This window comes from Hydrotalea lipotrueae, from assembly GCF_019249625.1.
Classification (GTDB): Bacteria; Bacteroidota; Bacteroidia; order Chitinophagales; family Chitinophagaceae; genus Hydrotalea; species Hydrotalea flava.
The window spans coordinates 1-22,308 of sequence record NZ_JAESDL010000031.1 but is presented as its reverse complement, the minus strand read 5'-3'; the positions used below and the strand labels follow the sequence as shown (position 1 = coordinate 22,308).

17 protein-coding genes are annotated in these 22,308 nt (G+C 38.8%); 8 read left to right on the top strand and 9 right to left on the bottom strand.

The window, feature by feature from the left end; all coding sequences use genetic code 11:
* Window positions 1-45: 45 nt before the first annotated feature.
* From JK139_RS14150 to JK139_RS14135, 4 genes are all read right to left on the bottom strand, one after another.
* Entirely contained in the window at window positions 46-441 is a 396-nt protein-coding gene (locus JK139_RS14150) for a hypothetical protein (protein WP_218331757.1), read from the bottom strand.
* 94 nt (window positions 442-535) lie between these two features.
* On the bottom strand, window positions 536-1,192 hold the full coding sequence (locus tag JK139_RS14145; RefSeq protein WP_218331755.1) for a hypothetical protein: 657 nt from the start codon (window positions 1,190-1,192) through the stop codon (window positions 536-538).
* 1 nt (window position 1,193) lies between these two features.
* On the bottom strand, window positions 1,194-1,520 hold the full coding sequence (locus JK139_RS14140; RefSeq protein WP_111296850.1) for a hypothetical protein: 327 nt from the start codon (window positions 1,518-1,520) through the stop codon (window positions 1,194-1,196).
* A gap of 578 nt (window positions 1,521-2,098) precedes the next feature.
* Window positions 2,099-4,327 carry a transferrin receptor-like dimerization domain-containing protein gene (locus JK139_RS14135; RefSeq protein ID WP_218331744.1) on the bottom strand — a complete coding sequence of 743 codons (2,229 nt, stop codon included), beginning with the start codon at window positions 4,325-4,327 and terminating at the stop codon, window positions 2,099-2,101.
* A 246-nt stretch (window positions 4,328-4,573) separates the two neighbouring features.
* Here JK139_RS14135 and JK139_RS14130 point away from each other — a divergent pair, with 246 nt between their 5' ends.
* Complete coding sequence (locus JK139_RS14130; protein WP_074421161.1) at window positions 4,574-5,746, top strand: amidohydrolase family protein; 1,173 nt, start codon at window positions 4,574-4,576, stop codon at window positions 5,744-5,746.
* Between the two features lie 12 nt (window positions 5,747-5,758).
* Here JK139_RS14130 and recO read toward each other — a convergent pair whose 3' ends face one another.
* Window positions 5,759-6,505, bottom strand: coding sequence for a DNA repair protein RecO (gene recO / locus JK139_RS14125; RefSeq protein WP_074421162.1), 747 nt, complete (start codon window positions 6,503-6,505; stop codon window positions 5,759-5,761).
* Between the two features lie 72 nt (window positions 6,506-6,577).
* Complete coding sequence (gene pheS, locus JK139_RS14120) at window positions 6,578-7,606, bottom strand: phenylalanine--tRNA ligase subunit alpha (protein WP_074421163.1); 1,029 nt, start codon at window positions 7,604-7,606, stop codon at window positions 6,578-6,580.
* A gap of 138 nt (window positions 7,607-7,744) precedes the next feature.
* On the opposite strand from pheS, the gene JK139_RS14115 reads away from it, so the two are divergent.
* The 4 genes from JK139_RS14115 to JK139_RS14100 all read left to right on the top strand — a co-directional run bounded on the left by JK139_RS14115 (window position 7,745) and on the right by JK139_RS14100 (window position 13,655).
* Window positions 7,745-8,494, top strand: coding sequence for a DUF4290 domain-containing protein (locus JK139_RS14115; RefSeq protein ID WP_074421171.1), 750 nt, complete (start codon window positions 7,745-7,747; stop codon window positions 8,492-8,494).
* 107 nt (window positions 8,495-8,601) lie between these two features.
* Window positions 8,602-9,909: a UDP-N-acetylglucosamine 1-carboxyvinyltransferase gene (murA, locus tag JK139_RS14110; RefSeq protein WP_074421164.1), complete on the top strand. Its 1,308-nt coding sequence runs from the start codon at window positions 8,602-8,604 to the stop codon at window positions 9,907-9,909.
* Between the two features lie 283 nt (window positions 9,910-10,192).
* Window positions 10,193-11,002, top strand: a complete 810-nt coding sequence (locus JK139_RS14105; protein ID WP_218331742.1) for a glucose 1-dehydrogenase — start codon at window positions 10,193-10,195, stop codon at window positions 11,000-11,002.
* 28 nt (window positions 11,003-11,030) lie between these two features.
* Window positions 11,031-13,655 (top strand): MGH1-like glycoside hydrolase domain-containing protein, encoded by a 2,625-nt coding sequence (locus JK139_RS14100; RefSeq protein ID WP_218331740.1) that lies wholly within the window; start codon window positions 11,031-11,033, stop codon window positions 13,653-13,655.
* A 93-nt stretch (window positions 13,656-13,748) separates the two neighbouring features.
* Here the strand turns inward: JK139_RS14100 and JK139_RS14095 are convergent, their stop codons facing one another.
* The 3 genes from JK139_RS14095 to bcp form a co-directional block, all read right to left on the bottom strand.
* Window positions 13,749-14,453 carry a GDSL-type esterase/lipase family protein gene (locus tag JK139_RS14095; RefSeq protein WP_228733245.1) on the bottom strand — a complete coding sequence of 235 codons (705 nt, stop codon included), beginning with the start codon at window positions 14,451-14,453 and terminating at the stop codon, window positions 13,749-13,751.
* 273 nt (window positions 14,454-14,726) lie between these two features.
* Window positions 14,727-14,981, bottom strand: coding sequence for a SemiSWEET transporter (locus tag JK139_RS14090; protein WP_068245931.1), 255 nt, complete (start codon window positions 14,979-14,981; stop codon window positions 14,727-14,729).
* Window positions 14,982-15,065: 84 nt separating this feature from the next.
* Window positions 15,066-15,533, bottom strand: coding sequence for a thioredoxin-dependent thiol peroxidase (bcp, locus tag JK139_RS14085; protein WP_218331737.1), 468 nt, complete (start codon window positions 15,531-15,533; stop codon window positions 15,066-15,068).
* 201 nt (window positions 15,534-15,734) lie between these two features.
* On the opposite strand from bcp, the gene carB reads away from it, so the two are divergent.
* From carB to JK139_RS14070, 3 genes are all read left to right on the top strand, one after another.
* Complete coding sequence (gene carB / locus JK139_RS14080) at window positions 15,735-17,381, top strand: carbamoyl-phosphate synthase large subunit (RefSeq protein ID WP_167517043.1); 1,647 nt, start codon at window positions 15,735-15,737, stop codon at window positions 17,379-17,381.
* A gap of 122 nt (window positions 17,382-17,503) precedes the next feature.
* Complete coding sequence (locus tag JK139_RS14075; RefSeq protein ID WP_218331735.1) at window positions 17,504-20,914, top strand: glycosyltransferase; 3,411 nt, start codon at window positions 17,504-17,506, stop codon at window positions 20,912-20,914.
* A gap of 156 nt (window positions 20,915-21,070) precedes the next feature.
* The gene (locus JK139_RS14070; RefSeq protein WP_218331733.1) at window positions 21,071-22,039 is read left to right on the top strand and encodes a transketolase family protein; all 969 of its coding nucleotides are present in this window, start codon (window positions 21,071-21,073) and stop codon (window positions 22,037-22,039) included.
* The last annotated feature ends 269 nt before the right edge of the window (window positions 22,040-22,308 follow it).

The window sequence follows — 22,308 nt, the reverse complement described above, 5'->3', positions numbered from 1 at the left end:
TAAGTTAAGGCTAACAGTGTGGTTGCTGTTAGCCTTTTTGTATTACTAAAACCGTTTGCCAACTGAAAAACCTATCCAGGGTACAAATCCAAATTTATTAATTACCGGAGTGCAACTAATACGCCACATCATATTTTGGCTTGTGTGCCTTCTATAACCAATGCTGGGAATAAAATTAACAAAATGGTCATCCTCTATTGTTTTCTTTTCCCAGAATAGTTTTGCATTTTTTCTGGCAAATGTGCTACCTAAACCTACATCAATAAATCCTTTTGGGTTTTTGGTGGGAAACAAATAATTAATGCCAATTGGCAGCGTTAAGTAAAATGTATTTTCTGAATACATGCCTACGCCTAAACGCACTCCTAACCCCGGTTTTTTGGATAATTGCCGTTCATAATTAGCAGAAATAAACAGGCCATTACCGCCTGCTTCTATCATAGATATCGTTTTTTTTAAAAGATGTTTGGGCAAAGCAATGCTGAGCCAACAATAACAAGGAGATGATAAAAATATATATATTCATTTTGTTTATTTAGAAATGATAAGATAATGCAGGTGTTAACGTAACCGCTTCAAATGTTCCGGTTGAAATGAGGAAATAAACCCTACTACGAATACCCAAAGAAAAATGCCGATCAATTGGTTTAAAATAACCTAAACCCACAAATATGCCACCTTCTTCTAACCCATTGTTTTTATAATTACGCTCTGCCAGATTAATCAGGTTATTATAATTTTCTAATGAAATTTCCTGTTGGTTAGAACGGAGATAAAACAATCCTGCCTGGAATTTCCAATTGTTTTTAAGTTTATTAAAAGTTCCTTCATAAGCTAACTGATAAAAATGATTGATATGCCTGATGGTAAAATTTTCTATTTGTAAATAAATGGAATTAAACGGCCCATCGAAATTAATTTTTTTACCATTTACCGATTGTGCATAAGCTATGCTGAGGGTAGAACTACTATCCATTTGAAATTTTAATTCTAAGCCTGCAATTGAACCCACAAAATTCTTTTTATAAAAATAGGTTTTAGGGTTAGGCCCACCCAGCTCATCATAGCTTCTCACAAAAAAATTTCCATTTAATCCATAATTCGCTTCTAATGAAAATTTACTTTTTTGAGCGTGTAACACCACACTATTTATAAGAAAAATACCCATAATTAATGTTATCTTTTGTTTCATGTTACTGTGGTTTTACATTGTAAATAACTTTTTGTTTTGGTGGTGTTATCATAGTGTTGCAAAACATCACTTCATCTGTGTTACTCAAATTTCTCATTTGAAAATTTATTTTTGTACCTGATAATTTAAATTGAGTGGGAAGTGTAAGAGTAGATAAACTATCTTCTGTGTTGTTTTTAGTTATATATTTAATAATAAATACATACCCGGTACTACCTGAACAGCTGTTTATATTTCGATCTACACTACCTTTAAAAAATTCAGGAGAATTTTTACGACACGATAAAAATGTCAGCAAAACTGCGGAAATAAAAAAGAAAAATTTCATAATGAGATTTTTAATTGTTTTGAAATAGTCTTTTATATGCATAGTGGGCTATGCTCCCTTAATAATTGATGGTTTTTATTTTCATGACCATTGTGTTTTATTCTGCAATCACTTAATTATTGGGGTGTGTCCAACAGGGTTGCTTACAAATTTTAAATTGATGATGTATAAGAATATTTTTTTATTGTATTGATACATTTTGAATATAGCTAAAAAATGAAATAGGATATAATTATACATGGTAATAAAGTTTAACGCAACAATATTAAATAATAAAATTAATAACTATTAAATTATTTTAATTAAATTTTAAAAATATCGTGTTTTTATGGTGTTTTATTACCAAAAAGGGTAAAATTTGATGTAAATGAGTAGTGTATAAATACTTAAAAATAATTATATTATTGTGGTTTCTTTCAATCCTTAAAAAAGTAGATGGCATCATTCGTCTGAAACCTGTTCGCCAAGCCAACTTGTGTTTTTATAAACTTTATTATAAGAGTATACGACATAAAAATAAAAAGGCTGCCGTTGAAAGGCAACCCTTGTATGTTGTAATGTAATTGGTAATAAGATAATTATAACTGAGCTGCTTTGGCTAAATAGGCTGCCAATTGTTGAATGGCGGCGGCATCTACTTTAATTTGTTCCTGTGCTTCCTGCCAGTTGCGTTGCTCTATGGCTTCGCGTATGCCGGGCATGGTTTTAACGCCATAGCCGGTATAAAAGCCCGGTGCATATAAAGTGTGTTTGTACCAGGGGCGGCGGGGTAATCCGTTTAACGATAACAATTGCTGCTCGGCCCGGTATAATGCTTTGTTGAGCGATTCCTGCATACTGCTGTTTTGTAATGCTTTTTCCCAGGTAATGGCCAAACTGTCGCTGCAGTTTTTTAATGCCACCACCGCATTTTGTAAAGGCGAAAAATCTAAGTAGGGTACTGCGGGTTTTTCAGAAGGGAATACCATTTTTTTAGTTGGGTCGGAGGCTAATTGAAACTGCCTATTAGCAATCATTTTATTTTCCACCATTGTACTCATGCGCATTTGTTGCATGTTTTGTAATAACTCAGTAATATACCCATCAACTGTTTTATGTAAACTTCTAAAATCAAAAGGCAATACATCGGCTTCTGCCATGCGTAAAGCAGCTCTTCCTGCGGTTTGCGCCAAGGCCACACCGTAAGCAAATGTAGGGTCTTTAAAACGGCGGTACATATCCCATGAATCATAAATAGAGTGGTATTCGCCGCCTGCATCTTCACCCCCAAAACCTAAATCTAAACAAGGCACGCCTAAGTGCTGAATAAAAGAAGAATAATCAGAGCCTGAGCCCATGGCGCCTAATTCTAATGTGTGTTCTTTCATTAAAGCCTGTTTCTTTTCATCAGAAGGAGCGTGTACAATCTGCTCGGCCAGTCTTCTTTTAAAAATACTCACACCAGTTTCAGGATCTTTTACTGTTTCACTAATTTGGTACATAAAATTATTCAGTGCATGTGAGCCTTCTGCATTCAGAAAGCCCCTGCCGTTACCATCAGAGTTAATGTATACTACTGCTTTTTGTTGCAATTCTTTTCCATGATCTTCGGCCCATTCGGTGCTGCCCAATAAACCGGGTTCTTCTCCATCCCATGCGCAGTATACTAAAGTACGTTTGGGTTGCCAGCCTTTTTTCACTAATTCGCCAATGGCTTTGGCTTCTTCTAATAATGCAGATTGCCCGCTGATAGGGTCATTGGCGCCATTTACCCATGCATCGTGGTGGTTGCCTCTAATTACCCATTCATCAGGGAAGGTACTGCCTTTTATTTTCGCAATTACATCATAAGCCGGCCGAATCTTCCAATCAAATGCCAATTTTAAATGTACAATGGCATTGCCGGGGCCAACATGGTAGGTAATGGGTAAGCCGCCTGTCCAGTCTGCAGGTGCTATCGGCCCGTCTAAAGCGGCTAATAAAGGTTGTGCATCATGGTAACTGATCGGCAGTACCGGAATTTTTAATATGGTGGTAGCATCTTTACGGTCTAATCTCTGTGCATTTTCAGTAGCACCAACACCCGGTGTTAAGGGGTCGCCGGGGTATAATACCATATCCATTACACTGCCACGCTGAACACCATATTCATTTTTGAATGGGCCTTTGGGGTAAACATCACCACGGCTGTAACCATCATCTTTTGGGTCGGAATAAATAATACAACCAATAGCACCATGTTCATAAGCTACTTTTGGTTTAATGCCTCGCCAGCTTCTGCCATATTTGGCAATTACAATTTTCCCTTTTACATCAACGCCTAATTTGGCAAGGGTTTCATAATCGCTGGGTAATCCATAATTTACAAATACCAATTGTCCGGTTACATCACCATCGGCACTCCAGGCATTGTAAGTGGGTAATTGCCCATCCTGCCCGCTGGTAGCATCTTCTTTTAAGGCAGGTTCTTTTAAAATGGCAGTGTATTTAGTGGGTGAAGTCATTTCTAAAACCCTGGTAATAGGTGTGGGAAATAAAACCTGATAGGTTTCAATATGTGCATCCCAACCCCATGATTTGTATTTGGCTAAAATAGTTTCTGCAACGGCTTTACTGCCGGGCGATCCAATTTCGTGTGGTTTGGCTGATAGCTCCTGAATGGTGTTGCCTACATTTTGTGCACTTAATAAAGCATCAAATTGTTGCTCTAATGCCATTTGTTTGGCACTTGTTTTTTCGGTAAAGCCAGTGATGGCAGTAGGTTGCGACCATGTGCTTTGTTGCAAACTTAATAGGCCAATGCCCATTAGTAGTAATGTTTTTCTCATGTTCCTTGTTTTGTTAGTGGGGAAATAAAACCTATAGCAATATAGGCTTTTTAAAGGAATAGATTGGGCAAATAAAATGGCATCCATCATTTTTAATGCAATTTTTAAAGGGGTAAAATGATGGTAGATGTAATAAAATTATATTTTAATTCTTATCAATTGCGCTACTTGCATCAATGCGGTATGTAAAACAGGCTGCTGAAAACCATTGAAAATACAGAACTTAGCTGTTTAAAATATACAGCATTGTATCAGAAACTACAGGCCGATTTTTTATTTACGGGAAAAGATTGGTTACATAACGGTGAGGTATTGATTACTTTGCCAGACGGAACCATTGAAGCTATTGTTGCGGAGGCAGATGCAGGTGAAGCGATACAAAAAATAGAAGGTGTACTTTGTCCCGGATTTGTAAACACCCATTGCCACTTAGAGTTGAGCCATTTAAAAGGTACTATCCCTATGCATACCGGCCTGGTAAATTTTGTTTTGGAAATTATTACCAAACGATTTGTTGAACCAGAAGCTATTGAACAGGCAATTGTTGCAGCCGAAGCAGAAATGCTACGGAATGGTATTGTTGCAGTAGGCGATATTTGTAATACTGACCATACCCTTGCACAAAAACAACAATCTGCTTTACATTACTACAACTTTATTGAAACCAGCGGATGGCTACCTGCTATTGCTACAAAACGCTTTGAACAAGCTAAAAATTTATGGCAACAATTTTCAATGCCTAAAAGCATCGTGCCACATGCGCCTTACTCTATTTCTACTGTATTATGGCAAAAAATAGCACCCCAATTTTCAGGCAATGTTATTACCATGCACAATCAGGAAACACCTGCTGAAGATGCTTTATTTAGGAATGGTACCGGCGAATTTTTGCGTATGTATCGGCAAATGCAAATAGATAACGGCTTTTTTATTCCTTCGGGAAAAAGCAGTTTGCAAACTGTAGCGCCTTATTTCAACAATGCCTCTGCTGTTGTTTTGGTACACAATACATTTTCAACGAAGGATGATTTAATGTGGATACAACAATGGGCACAGCAATATAACAAGCAGCTTTTTGCTGCCATTTGTATTAATGCCAATTTATACATTGAACAGCAAGTGCCTCCCGTTAGTGATATGATTGATGCTGGTATAGCTATAACCATTGGTACAGATAGTTTGGCCAGTAATCATTCACTCAGTGTGTTGGACGAAATAACAACTATTAACCAGTATTTTCCAAAAGTTCCATTATCTAATTTACTGGAATGGGCAACGCACAATGGCGCCAGGGCATTGGGTATGGAAAATAATTTGGGCACTTTTATGCCACATACTAAACCGGGTATTTTGCAATTGAAAGGCATAGATGTTCAATGCAATAGCATTAAAAATGCACAGGTAAAAAGGCTTATGTAAAATTCCACTGGATTAAGCAGATAGTATTTCCTGTAAAATATCTAAACTTTTCAGCTTCCCGAATTCGGGAATATGTAAGGATAGGTAAAGCTGCAATGCTTGTAAAATGGCTCTTCTGGTACTTTGGTTTAACACAACTTCGCCAATAGTTTCAATTTGTTTGGGCATAATTTGCAATAAAGCAGCGGTGGCTTTTGCTGTTTCGTTTTCCATAAAATAATCATGATTGGGTTGCCTGGTTACATAAAAGCCTTCCTGTAAATCGAGCCAGGGTGTTGCAGCATTATATTGCCCTTGAATTTGGAAACCCAGAATCGCTGCAGCCTGCAGGGTAAAATAAATGGGAAGATTGGCTACCAGCAAATCATTTCCGGTATCAGTTAATTGTAAAGCCTGCCGGGTTAAATAAAACAGTTCAACATGTGCTTCGGGTTGTTGTAAGCTGTGTTGCAGCAATTCTACAATATATGAGGTAACGGTATGCCTCTTTACATCGTTTAAAACATTATGGTAAATATAACTCCAGCTAAATTCTTTAATAAACTGCAGTTGTTTTTGCTGGTGGTGATATACTTCTAATGCCAATATAGCACCGGGTTGAAAATAAATAGCCTGCGCCTGTTTGCGGCGGGTTGACTGGTGTACACCTTTTACAATATAGCTCTGTATGCCAAATAACTCAGTATATATTTGGGTAATAATACTGGTTTCGCCATAACGGGTAGTTCTTAATACAATACCATTGGTTGTAAATACCATGATGTGGAAGCTAATAGTTGTAAATAGGCTTCAAATATAACAGTAGCCACCACAATTTAGGTTGCTTTAAATTTATAAAGCAGCGGTAAATTGTTGTAAAAACCGAACATCGTTTTGTGAATACAGGCGTAAATCATTTACACGGTATTTTAACTGGCAAATGCGTTCTATGCCCATGCCAAATGCAAAGCCGGTGTATTTGTTGGAGTCAATATTAAAATTCTCCAATACTTTGGGGTGAACCATGCCACTTCCTAAAATTTCTACCCAGCCGGTATGTTTACAAACGGTGCAGCCTTTGCCAGCGCATATCAGGCAACTGATATCCATTTCTGCACTGGGTTCGGTAAAAGGAAAATAAGATGGCCTGAAACGCACTTTGGTATCTTTTCCAAACATTTCCTGTACAAAAAAATAGAGGGTTTGTTTTAAATCGGCAAAGCTTACATTTTCATCTACATACAAACCTTCTACCTGATGAAAAAAGCAATGTGCTCTGGCGCTAATGGTTTCATTTCGGTAAACGCGGCCCGGACAAATTACCCTTATAGGTGGCTTTTGTTGTTCCATTACCCTAGCCTGTACACTGCTGGTATGGGTTCTTAACAGCCATGCGGGGTTTTGGTTAATGTAAAAGGTATCTTGCATGTCGCGTGCCGGATGATCTTCAGGCAAATTCATGGCGCCAAAGTTGTGCCAATCGTCTTCAATTTCAGGCCCTTCTGCTACCGCAAAGCCTAATCTCTGAAAAATAGTAACAATTTGATGTCGCACAATGCTTAATGGGTGCAATGTACCTGCGGGAATGGGATCACCCGGTAAGCTCCAGTCGGTATCAACTGTTGCAGCTGTTGATGTATGATTGAGTGCGGCAAAAGATTGAAATCTTTCTTCTACCAGCAGTTTAAACTCGTTCAATAGTTGGCCCGCAGCCCGCTTTTGTTCGGCGGGTACCTGTTTCATTTCAGCCATTAAACTTTTTACCAAACCTTTGGTACCCAGATATTTTATTCGAAAACTTTCTACCTCATCTACATTTTGCGGGGTAAAAGCCAGTACTTCTTTCTTGTAATTTTCTAACTGTGTTGCTAACTGTTCCATTTGGCGAAGATAAAGAAATGAAAGCATCTGCTACAGAGGCATTTTTATGAATTTTACAACTGAAACAGGGCGATATTTTCAAAAAATAGCAATCAAGTACTTAAATACCTACATTTGCCTTTGATGAATGTAGATAATATGGAATACAACACCGCAAGAAGCTTATTAAGTATGCGGGAATATGGCAGGCATATTCACAAAATGGTTGAGTATGTAATGACCATAGAAGACCGCCAAAAAAGAAATGAACAGGCTAAGGCTGTAATAGAATTGATGGGTTTTTTAAACCCGCATTTGCGGAATGTAGAAGATTTCAGGCACATGCTTTGGGATCATTTATTCTTTATCAGCGATTTTAAATTGGATGTTGATAGTCCATACCCCATTCCGCAGAAAGAAACGTATAAAGCAAAGTCCGATCCGCTGCCTTATCCCAAACACAAACCCAAATATTCACATTTAGGCAGGAATTTAGAAGTGGTAATTGATAAAGCATTGAAGGAAGAAAATCCGGAAAAGAAAGCCGGATTTGCCAATGCCATTGCCTATTACATGAAACTGGCCTATAGCAACTGGCATAAAGAGTTGGTGCATGATGATGCTATTAGAAGTGAGTTGGATAGTATTACCGGTGGTGCATTAGAGTTTAGCAATACACCCTATATTAAACACCGCAACCAGAATTTTGAACGCGATGAGTATGCCCGTTCAGGTAACAATGGCCGCAGGCAGCAAAATTTCAGTAATCGAATTAATAATAACCAGCGCAATAATAATAACGGTAACAGAAATGGCGGTACATCCGGTAATCGCAATAATAACCAACGCGATAACCGCAATGCCGGACAACGCGATACCCGAACCAATAACTTCAAAAAAAGATATTGATAGATATTGATACCCTATCATGCCGGCTATTAAAAATATTTCATGCAAGGGGAGCTGTCTACGATAGCTCTCTTTATTTTTGAGCCATTATTTTAAAACAATTGTTTATGCACGCATTTGAAGTGATAGGGGGTAAAAAATTACGCGGCGAAATTGTACCGCAAGGCGCTAAAAATGAAGCGCTTCAAATTTTAGCTGCCGTTTTGCTTACGCCGGAAACAGTTACCATTCATAATATTCCCGATATTATTGATGTAAATATTTTAATTGATTTGCTGGCCGATATGGGTGTAACGGTACAGCGCTTGGGTAGGCATAGCTGTAGCTTTACAGCATCAAATGTAAATACCGATTATCTTTCATCTGAAGCATTTAGAAATAAAGGCAGTAAGTTAAGAGGCAGTGTTATGTTGGCCGGCGCTATGCTTGGGCGTTATAAAAAAGCCTATTTGCCCAAACCGGGCGGCGATAAAATTGGCCGAAGAAGATTAGATACCCATATTATTGGATTTGAAAAATTAGGAGCCAGTTATGTATATCAGGAAAAATTAGGTTGCTTTGAAATGTCGGCTCCACAATTAAAAGGGGCATTTATGTTATTGGATGAACCTTCTGTTACCGGAACGGCCAATATTGTTATGGCTGCTGTATTGGCCGAAGGCAATACCTCCATATACAATGCAGCCTGCGAACCCTATATTCAACAACTGTGTAAAATGCTGAATAGAATGGGTGCCCGCATTACAGGCATTGGTAGTAATTTATTACAAATTGAGGGGGTAGATGCCTTAAGCGGAACTGACCATACCCTGCTGCCCGATATGATTGAAGTTGGCAGTTTTATTGGTTTGGCAGCTATGACGCAAAGTAATCTTACCATAAAAGGTGCCGGTGTACAACACCTGGGCGTTATACCTGAAAAATTTCAGCAATTGGGTATCCATCTGGAAATAAAAGGCGATGATATTATGATACCTGAACAAGATGTATATGAAATTCAAACCTATTTAGATGGGGGTATTCTCACCATCTATGACCATCCCTGGCCCGGCTTTACACCCGATTTACTCAGCATTGTGCTGGTAGTGGCCATTCAGGCAAGGGGTAGTGTATTGGTGCACCAAAAAATGTTTGAAAGCCGTTTGTTTTTTGTAGATAAATTAATTGATATGGGTGCGCAAATTATTTTATGCGATCCGCATCGTGCAACCGTAATCGGCCTGGCACGCAAAAATAAATTAAAAGGAATTACCATGAGCAGCCCCGATATCAGAGCCGGTCAGGCTTTGCTCATTGCTGCTTTGAGTGCTGAAGGTACCAGTATTATTCAAAATATTGAACAAATTGACCGAGGCTATCAAAACATTGATGAACGCTTACGCAATATTGGTGCACAAATTAAACGAATTGATTAATGCTGCTTTTATAAGATAGTAAGAGGTATAGTCTCATCAACATCTGCACTACAAGTTCTATTCATATAATATATTACTTGCTGTAAGCGAATATAGGCCTGTTTTTAAGAAGGTCATTCTCTCAATTCGTGTCTTCGGTTATTTAATAACGCATTGTTAACTTTAATTTATTTTTTCATTTATTTTTCTTTGCCTTACTAAATTTTTATACCTTACACTACATAATTGTAATGTGTATTAATCTTCACATTGCGTTTTATTATTTCACTAAAATTTAATGGGTATGGAGCAAAAACTACAAAATCAGGTAGCTATTATTACAGGAGCTAATAGCGGCATAGGTGCCGGCGTAGCTGCTGCATTAGCCGGCGCTGGTGCAACGGTTGTAATTAACTATCCTTTTCCTGCATTACAACCCGCTGCTGAAGCGGTGTTAAAATCAATAACCGATCAGGGTGGTAAGGGGATGGTATATTGTTGCGATGTGAGTAAAGAGGATGAGGTACAACAAATGTTTGCAACAGTTGTTCGTCAGTTGGGTACCGTTGATGTTTTAGTGAATAATGCCGGAATACAAAAAGATGCTCCGTTTGAAGAGATGTCATTAGACCAATGGAATTTAGTGTTGGGTATTAATTTAACCGGACAGTTTTTATGTGCCCGTGAAGCCATTCGCGAATTCTTACGCCGTGGTATTGATACTTCAAAAAGTGCAGCAGCAGGAAAAATTATTTGTATGAGCAGCGTACACGAAGTAATACCCTGGGCCGGCCACGCCAATTATGCTACCAGCAAAGGTGGTATTATGATGTTAATGAAAAGCATTGCACAAGAGTTTGCACCTAAAAAAATTCGCATCAACAGTATTTGTCCGGGTGCTATTCAAACGCCTATTAATAAAGCGGCATGGGATACGCCTGAAGCTTTACAAAAACTGTTAACCCTAATTCCTTACCAGCGCATTGGGGAGCCCGATGATATTGCTAAAGCAGCAGTATGGTTAGCCAGCGATGACAGTGATTATGTTACCGGCACCTCTTTGTTTGTTGATGGCGGTATGACCTTATACCCAGGCTTTTCTACCAATGGATAATTTTTTAATCTTATTAAAAAATAAAAATATGAGTGTTGAACAGGAACGACTGAAAGATAAAAAATGGAAACATTGGGGACCTTATCTTTCAAACCGGCAATGGGGTACCGTTCGTGAAGATTATAGCCCCAATGGCGATGCCTGGAATTATATTTCGCACGATATGGCACGCAGTAAAGCGTATCGCTGGGGCGAAGAAGGTATTGCAGGTATTTCTGACGCGCAACAATTATTTTGTTTTTCAATTGGCTTGTGGAATACAAAAGATTCTATATTGAAAGAGCGTTTGTTTGGGTTAACCAATCAGGAAGGTAATCATGGTGAAGATGTAAAAGAGTTATATTATTTTTTAGATGCTACGCCTACACACAGCTATTTAAAAATGCTGTACAAGTATCCACAGGCTGCATTCCCTTATGAACAAATCATTAACGAAAACAAACAAAGAACCCGGAATGACCCGGAGTTTGAGTTAATAGATACCGGATTATTTAATAACAATGCCTACTTCGATGTTTTTGCGGAATATGCCAAAGCCAATGTAGATGATATTTTAATTCAAATTACAGTGCACAATCGTAATACAGAAGATGCCCGACTACATATATTGCCCACCATCTGGTTTAGAAATACCTGGTGCTGGGGCTATGATACGTATAAACCGCAACTCATTTCATCGAATAATGAAGAAATTATTATTGACCATCATCAACTTCCTAACTATAAACTGCACATTGAACAAAAAACAGATATTCTTTTCTGTGATAACGAAACCAATGTTGAAAGGCTGTATGGTGTGCCCAATACACAGCATTTTACCAAAGACGGTATTCACCGCTATATTGTGGAAGGGAATGAAAAAGCAGTAAACATTAATGGCTCCGGAACCAAGGCTGCAGTGCATTACAATACCAACATCAAAGCAGGGGAAAGTTATACCATAAAATTGCGGTTGGAAGCCCACCAAAGCAATCGGCCATTCCAGGATTTTGATGCTGTTTTTAAACAGCGGGTTCAGGAAGCCAATGATTTTTACAATGAATTGCAACAAGCCATTACAAACGATGAAGAAAAATTAATACAACGTCAGGCCCTTGCCGGAATGATTTGGAATAAACAATTTTATTATTACGATATTCCGCAATGGTTAAATGGCGATCCGGCCGAACCTCCGCCACCCGCCGAACGGTTAAAAGGCCGGAATGCAGATTGGAAACATTTAAACAATGCTGATATTATTTCTATGCCCGACACATGGGAGTACCCTTGGTTTGCCTCTTGGGACTTGGCTTTTCATACCATCCCTTTTGCTTTAATTGATTCAGGCTTTGCTAAACAACAATTAGAACTGCTTACCAAAGAATGGTACATGAAACCGAATGGCCAGTTTCCGGCTTATGAATGGAATTTCAGCGATGTAAATCCGCCCGTACATGTCTGGGCTACCTGGCGGGTATATACTATTGACCAGCGCAATAACAATGGCAAAGGCGATATAGCTTTTTTGGAAACTGTTTTTCATAAACTGCTGCTCAATTTTACCTGGTGGGTAAACCGAAAAGATAAACAGGGCAACAACATTTTTGAGGGCGGATTTTTGGGTCTGGATAATATCGGGATTTTTGACAGGAGTGCTCCTTTACCTACCGGTGGTTATATAGAACAGGCCGATGGTACCAGCTGGATGGCCATGTATTCTTTATGTATGTTGCGTATTTCTTTGGAATTGGCATTGCACAATCCGGTGTATGAAGATATGGCTACCAAATTTTTTGAACACTTCCTGTACATTGCCGCAGCAATGGATAATATAGGCGATGAACAAAATGGTTTATGGGATGATACTGATCAGTTTTTTTACGATGCACTGCATTTGCCAGACGGACAAAACATTCAACTGAAAGTGCGCAGTATGGTAGGAATTATTCCATTGTTTGCCGTGGAAGTATTAGATCATGCTACTTTAGAAGCCCTGCCTGGTTTTGCCAAACGGTTAGAATGGTTTTTGAACTACCGCCCCGATTTAGCTGCACTGGTTTCACGCTGGCAAGATAAGAGTGCCGATGAAAAACACCTGCTCTCTTTACTCCGTGGCCATAGAATGAAAAAGATACTGGAAAAAATGCTCGATGAAACCGAATTTTTAAGTCCTTATGGCATTCGGTCGGTTTCAAAATATCATGAACAGCATCCCTATATATTTGATGTAAGCGGAAAACGCTTTGAAGTGAAATACACACCTGCAGAATCTACCAGCGGTTTGTATGGCGGCAACAGCAACTGGCGCGGTCCGGTTTGGATGCCATTAAATTTTTTAATTATAGAAAGTTTGCAACGCTTTCATTTTTATTATGGCGATGATTTTAAAGTAGAATGCCCTAAGGGTAGTGGTAATTTTATTTCGCTCGATGCGGTAGCCGATCAATTATCGCAACGTTTAAAAGAATTGTTTCTGCCCGACCAAAATGGCCACCGGCCTTATTTGGGCGATAATGTGTTGCTGCAAAACGATACCCATTTTAAAAACTATTTATGGTTTCATGAATATTTTCATGGTGATGTAGGCAAAGGATTGGGCGCATCGCATCAAACCGGATGGACGGGACTGATTGCCAAATTAATACAACCCAAACGGCCATTGTTGAATCAATAAGCCGGCATCCGCATCGCACTACTATGGTGGCGAGGCATACCATGGGAGTACAAACTTTACTGCATGGCAATAAAGAGTAGCAGTTTTTAACCGTTAATTTTTCTGCAAAGTATGGGTAATGGCTTTTTCCACCAATGTATCCATTACTTGGTAACCGGCTAGGGTGGGGTGTACGCCATCTAAAGTGTACCTGGCATCCAATCCTTTATCGGCATCCACCATTCGGGTATAAAAATTAACATACGTAAGGTGATGGGAGGTAGCATATGCTTCAATCATTTTATTCAGGGCAATCACCTTATCGGCAGGATAAATAGAAGGGCGCCAGGGGAAACGATTAGCGGGTAATACCGAACACAATATTACCTGAATATGGTGCACCCGGGCCAATTCAGCCATAGAGGCAATATTGCCCATGGTGGTAGTGAGTGCAATAGGTCCGGTATTTTCAGCAATATCATTAATACCGGCTAAAATAACCACAGCTGCCGGATGCAGATCAATCACATCTTGCCGGAAACGCAATAACATTTGCGGCGTGGTTTGTCCGCTAATACCCCGGTCAATATAATTAAGATGGGTTGCAAAGAAGCCACTGTCTCTTACTTTCCAAAACTCGGTAATGGAATTGCCCATAAAAACTACCCTGTCTTTTCCCGCCGGCGCTTCTTGCAGCAAAAGCAAAGCATTTTCCGCCGCATATTTTTGTAAGTTAGGCCAGTCTTGTACTTGGGAGTTTTTCTGGCTAAATACAAAGGTTTGTACCAATACAAAAAAAATGAGTAAAGTATATTTCATGTGTTTATTTTTAAATGATAACACAATAACCGGCACCTTACAGTAATCAACATCCATTCGCTGCTGTCATATTCCTTAGCTTGCTTTTTCAAATGTAGGCAAGTAAAACGGGTAATCACAAATCATCAATAGGAAGAGTATATTTTTTGATATTGCTCAATGTCAGGGCAGGTAGCAAATCCGAACCTGCTTCGACCCATGCTCAACTCAACAGCGTTGCACAACGCTGTAAATAAGTACAGGCATTGAATCAGGTAACCTGTTTGATAGGCATTATTTGTATTTGATTTTGTAACCCAAAATAATGGCCGAAAATAAAAGCGTAATAGCATTGGCAATGGTAACCGGTAAGCTGTGGCTTAGCAGTCCGTATATCAGCCAGCACAATGTGCCAAATGTAAATAAGGCATACATACCCAACGATATACCCGAAGTATTTTTGGTTTGAATGGTTTTAATGGCCTGCGGTATAAAGGAAGCAGTAGTGCCAAAAGCAGCTATTAAACCAATAATAGTAATATAATTCATGCCGGTATTTTTAAGCAAAATACACTAAAAAATACAGGCGTGAAAGGTTTAATTGCTACCTGCATACAACCAGATACGAATAAATTACAACTGCTGCCAGGCTTCTAAAACCTGAGCCGTGTGGTTTTTAGTATCGGGCTTATCGATAATGCCTGCAATATTACCCGACTCATTAATTAAAAAAGTAGTGCGTTGTATGCCCATATATTCCCTTCCCATAAATTTTTTCAATCCCCAAACACCGTATTTTTCAGCAATGCTATGGTCGGTATCGGCAATTAAAGGAAAGGGTAAGTCGAATTTTTCTTCAAATTTTTTGTGGCTTTTAGCATCATCGGGACTTATACCAATTACAGCATAGCCTTTTTGAAGCAGTTCGGTGTAATGGTCGCGTAAATTACAAGCTTGTGCAGTGCATCCCGGTGTATTATCTTTCGGATAAAAATACAGCACTACTTTTTTACCTTTAAAATCATTCAACGAAATAGGGTTGCCGTTTTGGTCAACACCTTTTAATGCCGGAGCTTTTTTACCAATGGTTAACTGTGTCATACCTGTTTATTTGTTTGTGATATTAATACATTTTTGGGGTGAATTGTTGCAGTTGAGGCAAATTATTTTGTAGGCAGTAAAAACGTAAGACCACAACAGGCACATTTTTGTATTATTAAAAAATAAAATATATTATTTCTAATAAAATTTAAATCACAGCTTTGGCCAAATGCCCTTACATTTGCGCAATTTGTTTTTACCATGCCAAAAGATACCACCATTCAATCTGTTTTAATTATTGGTTCAGGTCCCATCATTATTGGTCAGGCCTGCGAATTTGATTATTCCGGCTCACAAGCTGCCCGAAGTTTAAGGGAAGAGGGCATAAGAGTAGTGCTGATAAACAGCAATCCCGCTACAATTATGACCGATCCTATGATGGCCGATAAAGTGTACCTGTTGCCACTTACGGTAGAAAGTATTGAGCAAATTTTATCTGAAAACCAAATTGATGCGGTACTGCCCACTATGGGCGGACAAACTGCACTGAATTTGTGCAAGGAAGCCGAAGAATTGGGTGTGTGGGAAAAATTTGGTGTACGGTTAATTGGGGTAGATGTAGCCGCCATTGATACAGCCGAAGACCGCGAAAAATTCAGGCAGCTAATGGGTAAAATTGGCATTAAAGTAGCCCCCAGCCATGTAGCCAATAGCTTTTTAGAAGGAAAAGAGTTTGCACAACAAATTGGTTTCCCCTTAGTTATCCGCCCTTCATTTACACTCGGCGGCACCGGCGGCAGTTTTGTACATTCCAAAGATGAGTTAGATGCTGCTTTAGAACGTGGCCTGAAAGCTTCGCCCATACACGAAGTTTTGGTAGAAAAAGCAGTATTGGGCTGGAAGGAATATGAATTAGAATTGTTACGTGATAAGAACGATAATGTAGTGATTATTTGTACAGTAGAAAACGTTGACCCCATGGGGGTGCATACCGGCGACTCCATCACAGTAGCTCCGGCCATGACCCTCAGCGATACTGCTTTTCAGGATATGCGCAATCAGGCTATGTTAATGATGCGCAGTCTTGGTAATTTTGCCGGTGGCTGTAATGTGCAGTTCGCCCTTAATCCGCAAAATGAAGAACTGATTGCGGTAGAAATTAACCCAAGAGTGAGCCGATCTTCTGCTTTGGCTTCAAAAGCTACCGGTTATCCTATTGCAAAAATTGCAGCCAAATTAGCCATTGGTTATACATTAGATGAACTCAAAAATCAAATTACACAAACCACTTCTGCCTATTTTGAGCCGGCATTAGATTACGTAATTGTAAAAATACCCCGTTGGAATTTCGATAAATTTAAAGGCGCCAATGACACCTTGGGCTTGCAAATGAAAAGTGTAGGTGAAGTAATGGCCATTGGTCGTAGTTTTAATGAAGCCATCCAAAAAGCTTGTCAGAGTTTAGAAAATGAAGCCGTTGGTTTGGGCTATTATGGCAAAAGCTTAATGAAGAGTGATGAGATAGTGGAATATATTAAAACGCCAAAATGGGATCGAATTTTTAGAATTAAAGATGCTTTAATGCAGGGCGTTACCGTTAAAACCATTGCACAGGCAACCGGTATTGACCGTTGGTTTATTTACCAGATAGCTGAAATATGTAAAATAGAAAAAGAACTCAGTAATTACAATTTAGAATCTTTGCCGGATGAATTATTACGGAAAGCGAAAATAGAAGGTTTTAGTGATGCCCAAATTGCTAAAATTTTACAGGGCAATACCCATGATGAAGCAGTGTATGAAAAAAGAAAAGCACTGGGCATTACCAGAAGTTATAAAATGGTAGATACCTGCAGCGCAGAATTTGAAGCCAAAACTCCCTATTTCTATTCTACTTTTGAACGCTGATACGTTTATATTTCCTTAAAATTTGCTATATATGCAAGGTTACTTCTGCCGAAGTGGCCTTTTTTGTTGTTTTAGTAGGAACTTCGTACTTTAAATAACAGGTTTGTTGTTATATCCTTTCTATGAGTGCATCTTCACAAGTTTTTCAAACCACCAATACAACCCGCTGGCAAAGGTTTAAATGGCTGGGCAGGTTATTGTTGTTTATTCTAATCATTTTTGGACTTATATTTTCTATTGCGGTTCATGTAATTAGTAAACAAAATCCTACCATTCCTTTGGAAGGCCGGGCAGTAAAAAAAGTGCTTGCAGGCGATGTTCCTGCCTATCGGCAAAGTAATCTGGCAAAAAAATACCGGGGTTTTCGTTCTATGATCAATGTAAAATGGGCAGCGGGCAGGGGCTGTGGCCAGGCAGATACGGTATTGAATTTATCTAAAAACAACGATTTTAGCGATAGTTTGGGTATACGGGCTGCTTTTTTTGTAAACTGGGATGCGCAGTCTTATTTTTCGCTTAAAAAAAATATTTCCAAACTAAACCTGGTATTGCCCGAATGGCTGTTCATTGATCCCAAAGCCGATACCCTTTTTTCTGTGATGGAGCCCCGGGTGCTGGAATTAATCAAAACCTCCGGTGTTAAGGTAATGCCCATGCTTTCCAACAATTACAATGGGGTATTTACCGGTAAGGCACTGCACAGGATTTTAAATGACCCTACTAAATCAGACAGGCTGGTTCAGGATGTAGCACGCTTTCTGGTAAAAAATAATTTAGCTGGTATTAATGTGGATTTTGAAGATTTGAATGAAAAAAACAATGATGTATTAACCAATTTTGAAAAAAAATTATATACCACCCTGCACGATTTAAACCTGCTGGTTACGCAAAATGTTTCGCCTTTTAATGAAGATTATGATTATGCTCAATTAGCTAAGTACAATGATTATATTTTTTTAATGGCCTATGATGAGTTTAATGATGGTACGAAACCCGGTCCTATCTGTTCTCAAAAATGGATAGAATCTGCGGTAGATGATTTGGCAAAAAAAGTAGATCCTTCTAAAATAGTTTTAAACCTTGCTGCATTTGGTTACGACTGGACTAAAAAAGGCAAAACCATCCCCGTTACCTATCAGGAAGCGTTGGCCACTGCAAGAGAAAGTGATGCTACCATTGATTACAACAACGATACCTATAATTTGAATTACAGTTATTATGATGATAAAAATGTAATTCATGAAGTGTATTTTACAGATGCAGCTACCAATTTTAATTCCCTTCGTTTTGCTACGGAATATGGACTGGCCGGAACTGCGCTCTGGCGTCTTGGTAGTGAAGACAGCCGGGTTTGGGAATTTTATAATAAGCCCATGAATAAGGCTGCGCTGCATAATTTCGATTTTAAAGCATTGACAGATGTTCCCTCAATGGCTACGCCGGATTTTATTGGGCAGGGCGAAATATTGGATATGCTTTCCACACCAACGGATGGGCATATTACACCCGAAATTGATTCTTCGGCAATGCTCATCAGCGAAGAACAGTATGACAAACTCCCTTCAACTTATGTAGTAAAAAAATACGGACAGTCATCTGATAAAAAATTGGTATTAACGTATGATGATGGTCCCGATGCAAAATATACACCTGAAATTTTAGATACACTGGCTTATTACCATATACCTGCTGCATTCTTTATGATTGGCATCAATGCTGAAAATAATATTCCATTGGTAAAAAGAGTATTCAGAGAAGGCCACGAAATTGGTAACCATACTTTCACCCATCCCAATATGGCCGAGGTAAGCAAAAAAAGAGCTTATCTTGAAATGGATGCTACCCGGCTTTTGTTAGAGTGTATTACGGGGCATAGTACTATTTTGTTTCGGGCACCTTATAATGCCGACAGCGATCCGGAAAAATATGAAGAAATGGTACCGGTGGCTTTAAGCCGAACTAGAAACTATATTACCGTCGGGGAAAGTGTAGATCCGGAAGACTGGGAACAGGGCGAAATACCCCATTTTAATGCCGATACCATTTTTAACAGAGTGGTTTCTATTTACAATCAGCACCTGGCCAATGGCGACAGTTCTAACATCATATTATTGCATGATGCCGGTGGCGATAGAAGGGCTACCGTAAAAGCAACGGGTATGATTATCCGCTACTTTCAAAGTAAGGGATATACCTTTACTACCATTGCCGATTTATTGCATAAAACACATGCCGATTTAATGCCCCGTGTACCCAAAGGAAGCGGCTATCGGTTAATACAATTTAATTATTTCCTGGCCGAAACAGGTTTTATAGTTGGGCAGATATTGTACGTGTTATTCCTCACCTTTATGGTGCTGGGTGCTATTCGTTTACTGTCTTTGGCCATACTTACCATACTTGAAAGGCGAAAAGAAAAAATACCACTGGGCACATTTACAAGTTTCCCTAAAGTATCTATTATTGTACCGGCTTATAATGAAGAAGTAAATGCAGTTAGTTCGCTGCAAAATTTATTAAAATGTACTTATCCTGATTTTGATATTGTTTTTGTAGATGATGGCAGTAAAGATGCCACCTATGAAAAAGTAGTGGCTGCTTTTCAACAAAACAAAAAAGTAAAAATATTTACCAAGCCCAATGGCGGCAAAGCTTCTGCACTGAATTTTGGCATAGCGCAATCTGATGCCAGGTATGTGGTTTGTATTGATGCAGATACCAAATTGTTGCCCGATGCAGTTGAAAAATTAATGCAACATTTTACCAATCCTGCTGTTGGCGCTGTAGCCGGTTCTGTAAAAGTGGGCAACACAATTAATTTGTTAACCAAATGGCAAAGCATTGAATACATTACCAGCCAGAATTTTGACAGGCGTGGTTTTGCCTACGCAAACGCAATTACCGTTGTGCCGGGTGCCATCGGAGCATTCAGAAAAAAAGCCATTGATGAAGCAGGTGGATTTACAACTGATACCCTTGCTGAAGATTGCGATTTAACCATCCGTATTTTAAAAGCAGGTTATGTAATTGACAATGAAGCCCAAGCCATTGCTTTAACCGAAGCACCCGAAACATTGAAAGAGTTTTTTAAACAACGTTTCCGTTGGACATTCGGTGTGATGCAAACTTTCTGGAAGCACAAAGATGCCTTGTTCAATAACCGGTACAAAGGTTTGGGCTGGATAGCATTACCCGATATTCTGATATTTAAATACATTATACCCCTGTTTTCACCGCTGGGCGATTTGTTTATGTTGCTGGGCCTGTTTACAGAAAACAGAAGCAAAATTGCTGTGTATTACCTGATTTTTTTGGTGGTAGATGCACTAATTGCAGTGCTTGCTTTTGCTTTTGAAAAGGGAAATATGTTAAAGTTATTTTGGATTATTCCGCAACGCCTTATTTATCGTTGGTTAATGCTCATCATTTTATTTCGTTCATTCAGGCGGGCATTAAAGGGCGAATTACAGCATTGGGGTGTATTGAAAAGAACAGGCAATGTAAAAGATATTTCTTTAGCTGATGCTACTTAAATAACATTTGCATGCCGGAATTATCCTTAATTTTTTCATTTTACACCTTGCCATATTTGCCTTACCTTGCAAACCACTTTAAAATAAGCATAAGCTAAAAGAGAAATTGCTATTGTTGGAGTTTTTCTACAGCTTATAAAGTAAAACAATTTATCGATGAAATTGAAAGACATCCAGTTACAGAATGAAAAGGAAACAAGAGCAGGTTTTGGCGAAGGCATTTACGAAGCAGGTAAAGCCAATAATAAAATTGTAGTATTGACTGCAGATTTGGCCGGCTCAATGAAAATTGCTCCTTTCATCAAAGAGTTTCCGGAACGATTTGTGCAATGTGGTATAGCCGAAGCTAATATGATTGGTATTGCAGCCGGATTAACCATTGGCGGTAAAATTCCTTACACTACTACTTTTGCCAATTTCAGTACCGGAAGGGTATATGATCAGATTAGACAGAGTGTAGCCTACAGTAATAAAAATGTGAAAATTTGCGCATCACATGCCGGTTTAACACTGGGTGAAGATGGTGCCACACACCAAATATTAGAAGATATTGGGTTAATGAAAATGTTGCCGGGTATGACGGTGATTGTACCCTGCGATTTTAATCAGACAAAGGCCGCAACCAAAGCCATTGCAGATTATGAGGGGCCGGTTTATTTAAGATTCGGCCGCCCCAAATGGCCCAATTTTACCAAAGCAGATGGCAGTGATTTTGTGATTGGTAAAGCACAGGTATTAAGTGAAGGTGCCGATGTTTCTATTTTTGCTTGTGGCCATATGGTTTGGAAAGCTATTGAAGCAGGCCGAATGCTGGAAGAAAAAGGGATATGTGTTGAATTGATAAATATACATACTATTAAACCTTTGGATGAAGCGGCAGTCTTGCAATCTATTACCAAAACAAAATGTGCCGTAACAGTAGAAGAGCACAATATTATTGGCGGCCTGGGCGATTCTATTGCACAGGTGGCTGCCAAACATTTACCTATTCCTATTGAATATGTAGGCACCAAAGATACTTTTGGCGAAAGTGGTACACCCATGGAATTATTGCAGAAATATGGGTTAGATGCCCCGCATATTTTTGCTGCGGTTGAAAAAGTATTGCAACGCAAAAATGGTTAATCAATCCTATTGTTTAAAATATACAAAGCCTTCAATAATAAATGAAGGCTTTTTTGTATGCTTTAGTTAAAGAATGATAGCTTTTTTGGTGCATATACTGCTATTCAATTCATTATCTGCTCAACGAATCAATTCCAAAATCGTCGGCCTGATGTATAAAATGATAATGTTCATAAATATTTCATACTTGAATATTTAGTCGTTCCTCAAAAACGAATAGAACACAATGGGATCAATAGTTTATGAACAAATGCGGATAAAAAAGGTTG

Coding starts and splice junctions, on each gene's coding strand:
- JK139_RS14150 (WP_218331757.1), bottom strand. CDS start 441: ATGATAGAAGCAGGCGGTAATGGCCTGTTTATTTCTGCTAATTATGAA.
- JK139_RS14145 (WP_218331755.1), bottom strand. CDS start 1,192: ATGAAACAAAAGATAACATTAATTATGGGTATTTTTCTTATAAATAGT.
- JK139_RS14140 (WP_111296850.1), bottom strand. CDS start 1,520: ATGAAATTTTTCTTTTTTATTTCCGCAGTTTTGCTGACATTTTTATCG.
- JK139_RS14135 (WP_218331744.1), bottom strand. CDS start 4,327: ATGAGAAAAACATTACTACTAATGGGCATTGGCCTATTAAGTTTGCAA.
- recO (WP_074421162.1), bottom strand. CDS start 6,505: ATGGTATTTACAACCAATGGTATTGTATTAAGAACTACCCGTTATGGC.
- pheS (WP_074421163.1), bottom strand. CDS start 7,606: ATGGAACAGTTAGCAACACAGTTAGAAAATTACAAGAAAGAAGTACTG.
- JK139_RS14115 (WP_074421171.1), top strand. CDS start 7,745: ATGGAATACAACACCGCAAGAAGCTTATTAAGTATGCGGGAATATGGC.
- murA (WP_074421164.1), top strand. CDS start 8,602: ATGCACGCATTTGAAGTGATAGGGGGTAAAAAATTACGCGGCGAAATT.
- JK139_RS14105 (WP_218331742.1), top strand. CDS start 10,193: ATGGAGCAAAAACTACAAAATCAGGTAGCTATTATTACAGGAGCTAAT.
- JK139_RS14100 (WP_218331740.1), top strand. CDS start 11,031: ATGAGTGTTGAACAGGAACGACTGAAAGATAAAAAATGGAAACATTGG.
- JK139_RS14095 (WP_228733245.1), bottom strand. CDS start 14,453: ATGAAATATACTTTACTCATTTTTTTTGTATTGGTACAAACCTTTGTA.
- JK139_RS14090 (WP_068245931.1), bottom strand. CDS start 14,981: ATGAATTATATTACTATTATTGGTTTAATAGCTGCTTTTGGCACTACT.
- bcp (WP_218331737.1), bottom strand. CDS start 15,533: ATGACACAGTTAACCATTGGTAAAAAAGCTCCGGCATTAAAAGGTGTT.
- carB (WP_167517043.1), top strand. CDS start 15,735: ATGCCAAAAGATACCACCATTCAATCTGTTTTAATTATTGGTTCAGGT.
- JK139_RS14075 (WP_218331735.1), top strand. CDS start 17,504: ATGAGTGCATCTTCACAAGTTTTTCAAACCACCAATACAACCCGCTGG.
- JK139_RS14070 (WP_218331733.1), top strand. CDS start 21,071: ATGAAATTGAAAGACATCCAGTTACAGAATGAAAAGGAAACAAGAGCA.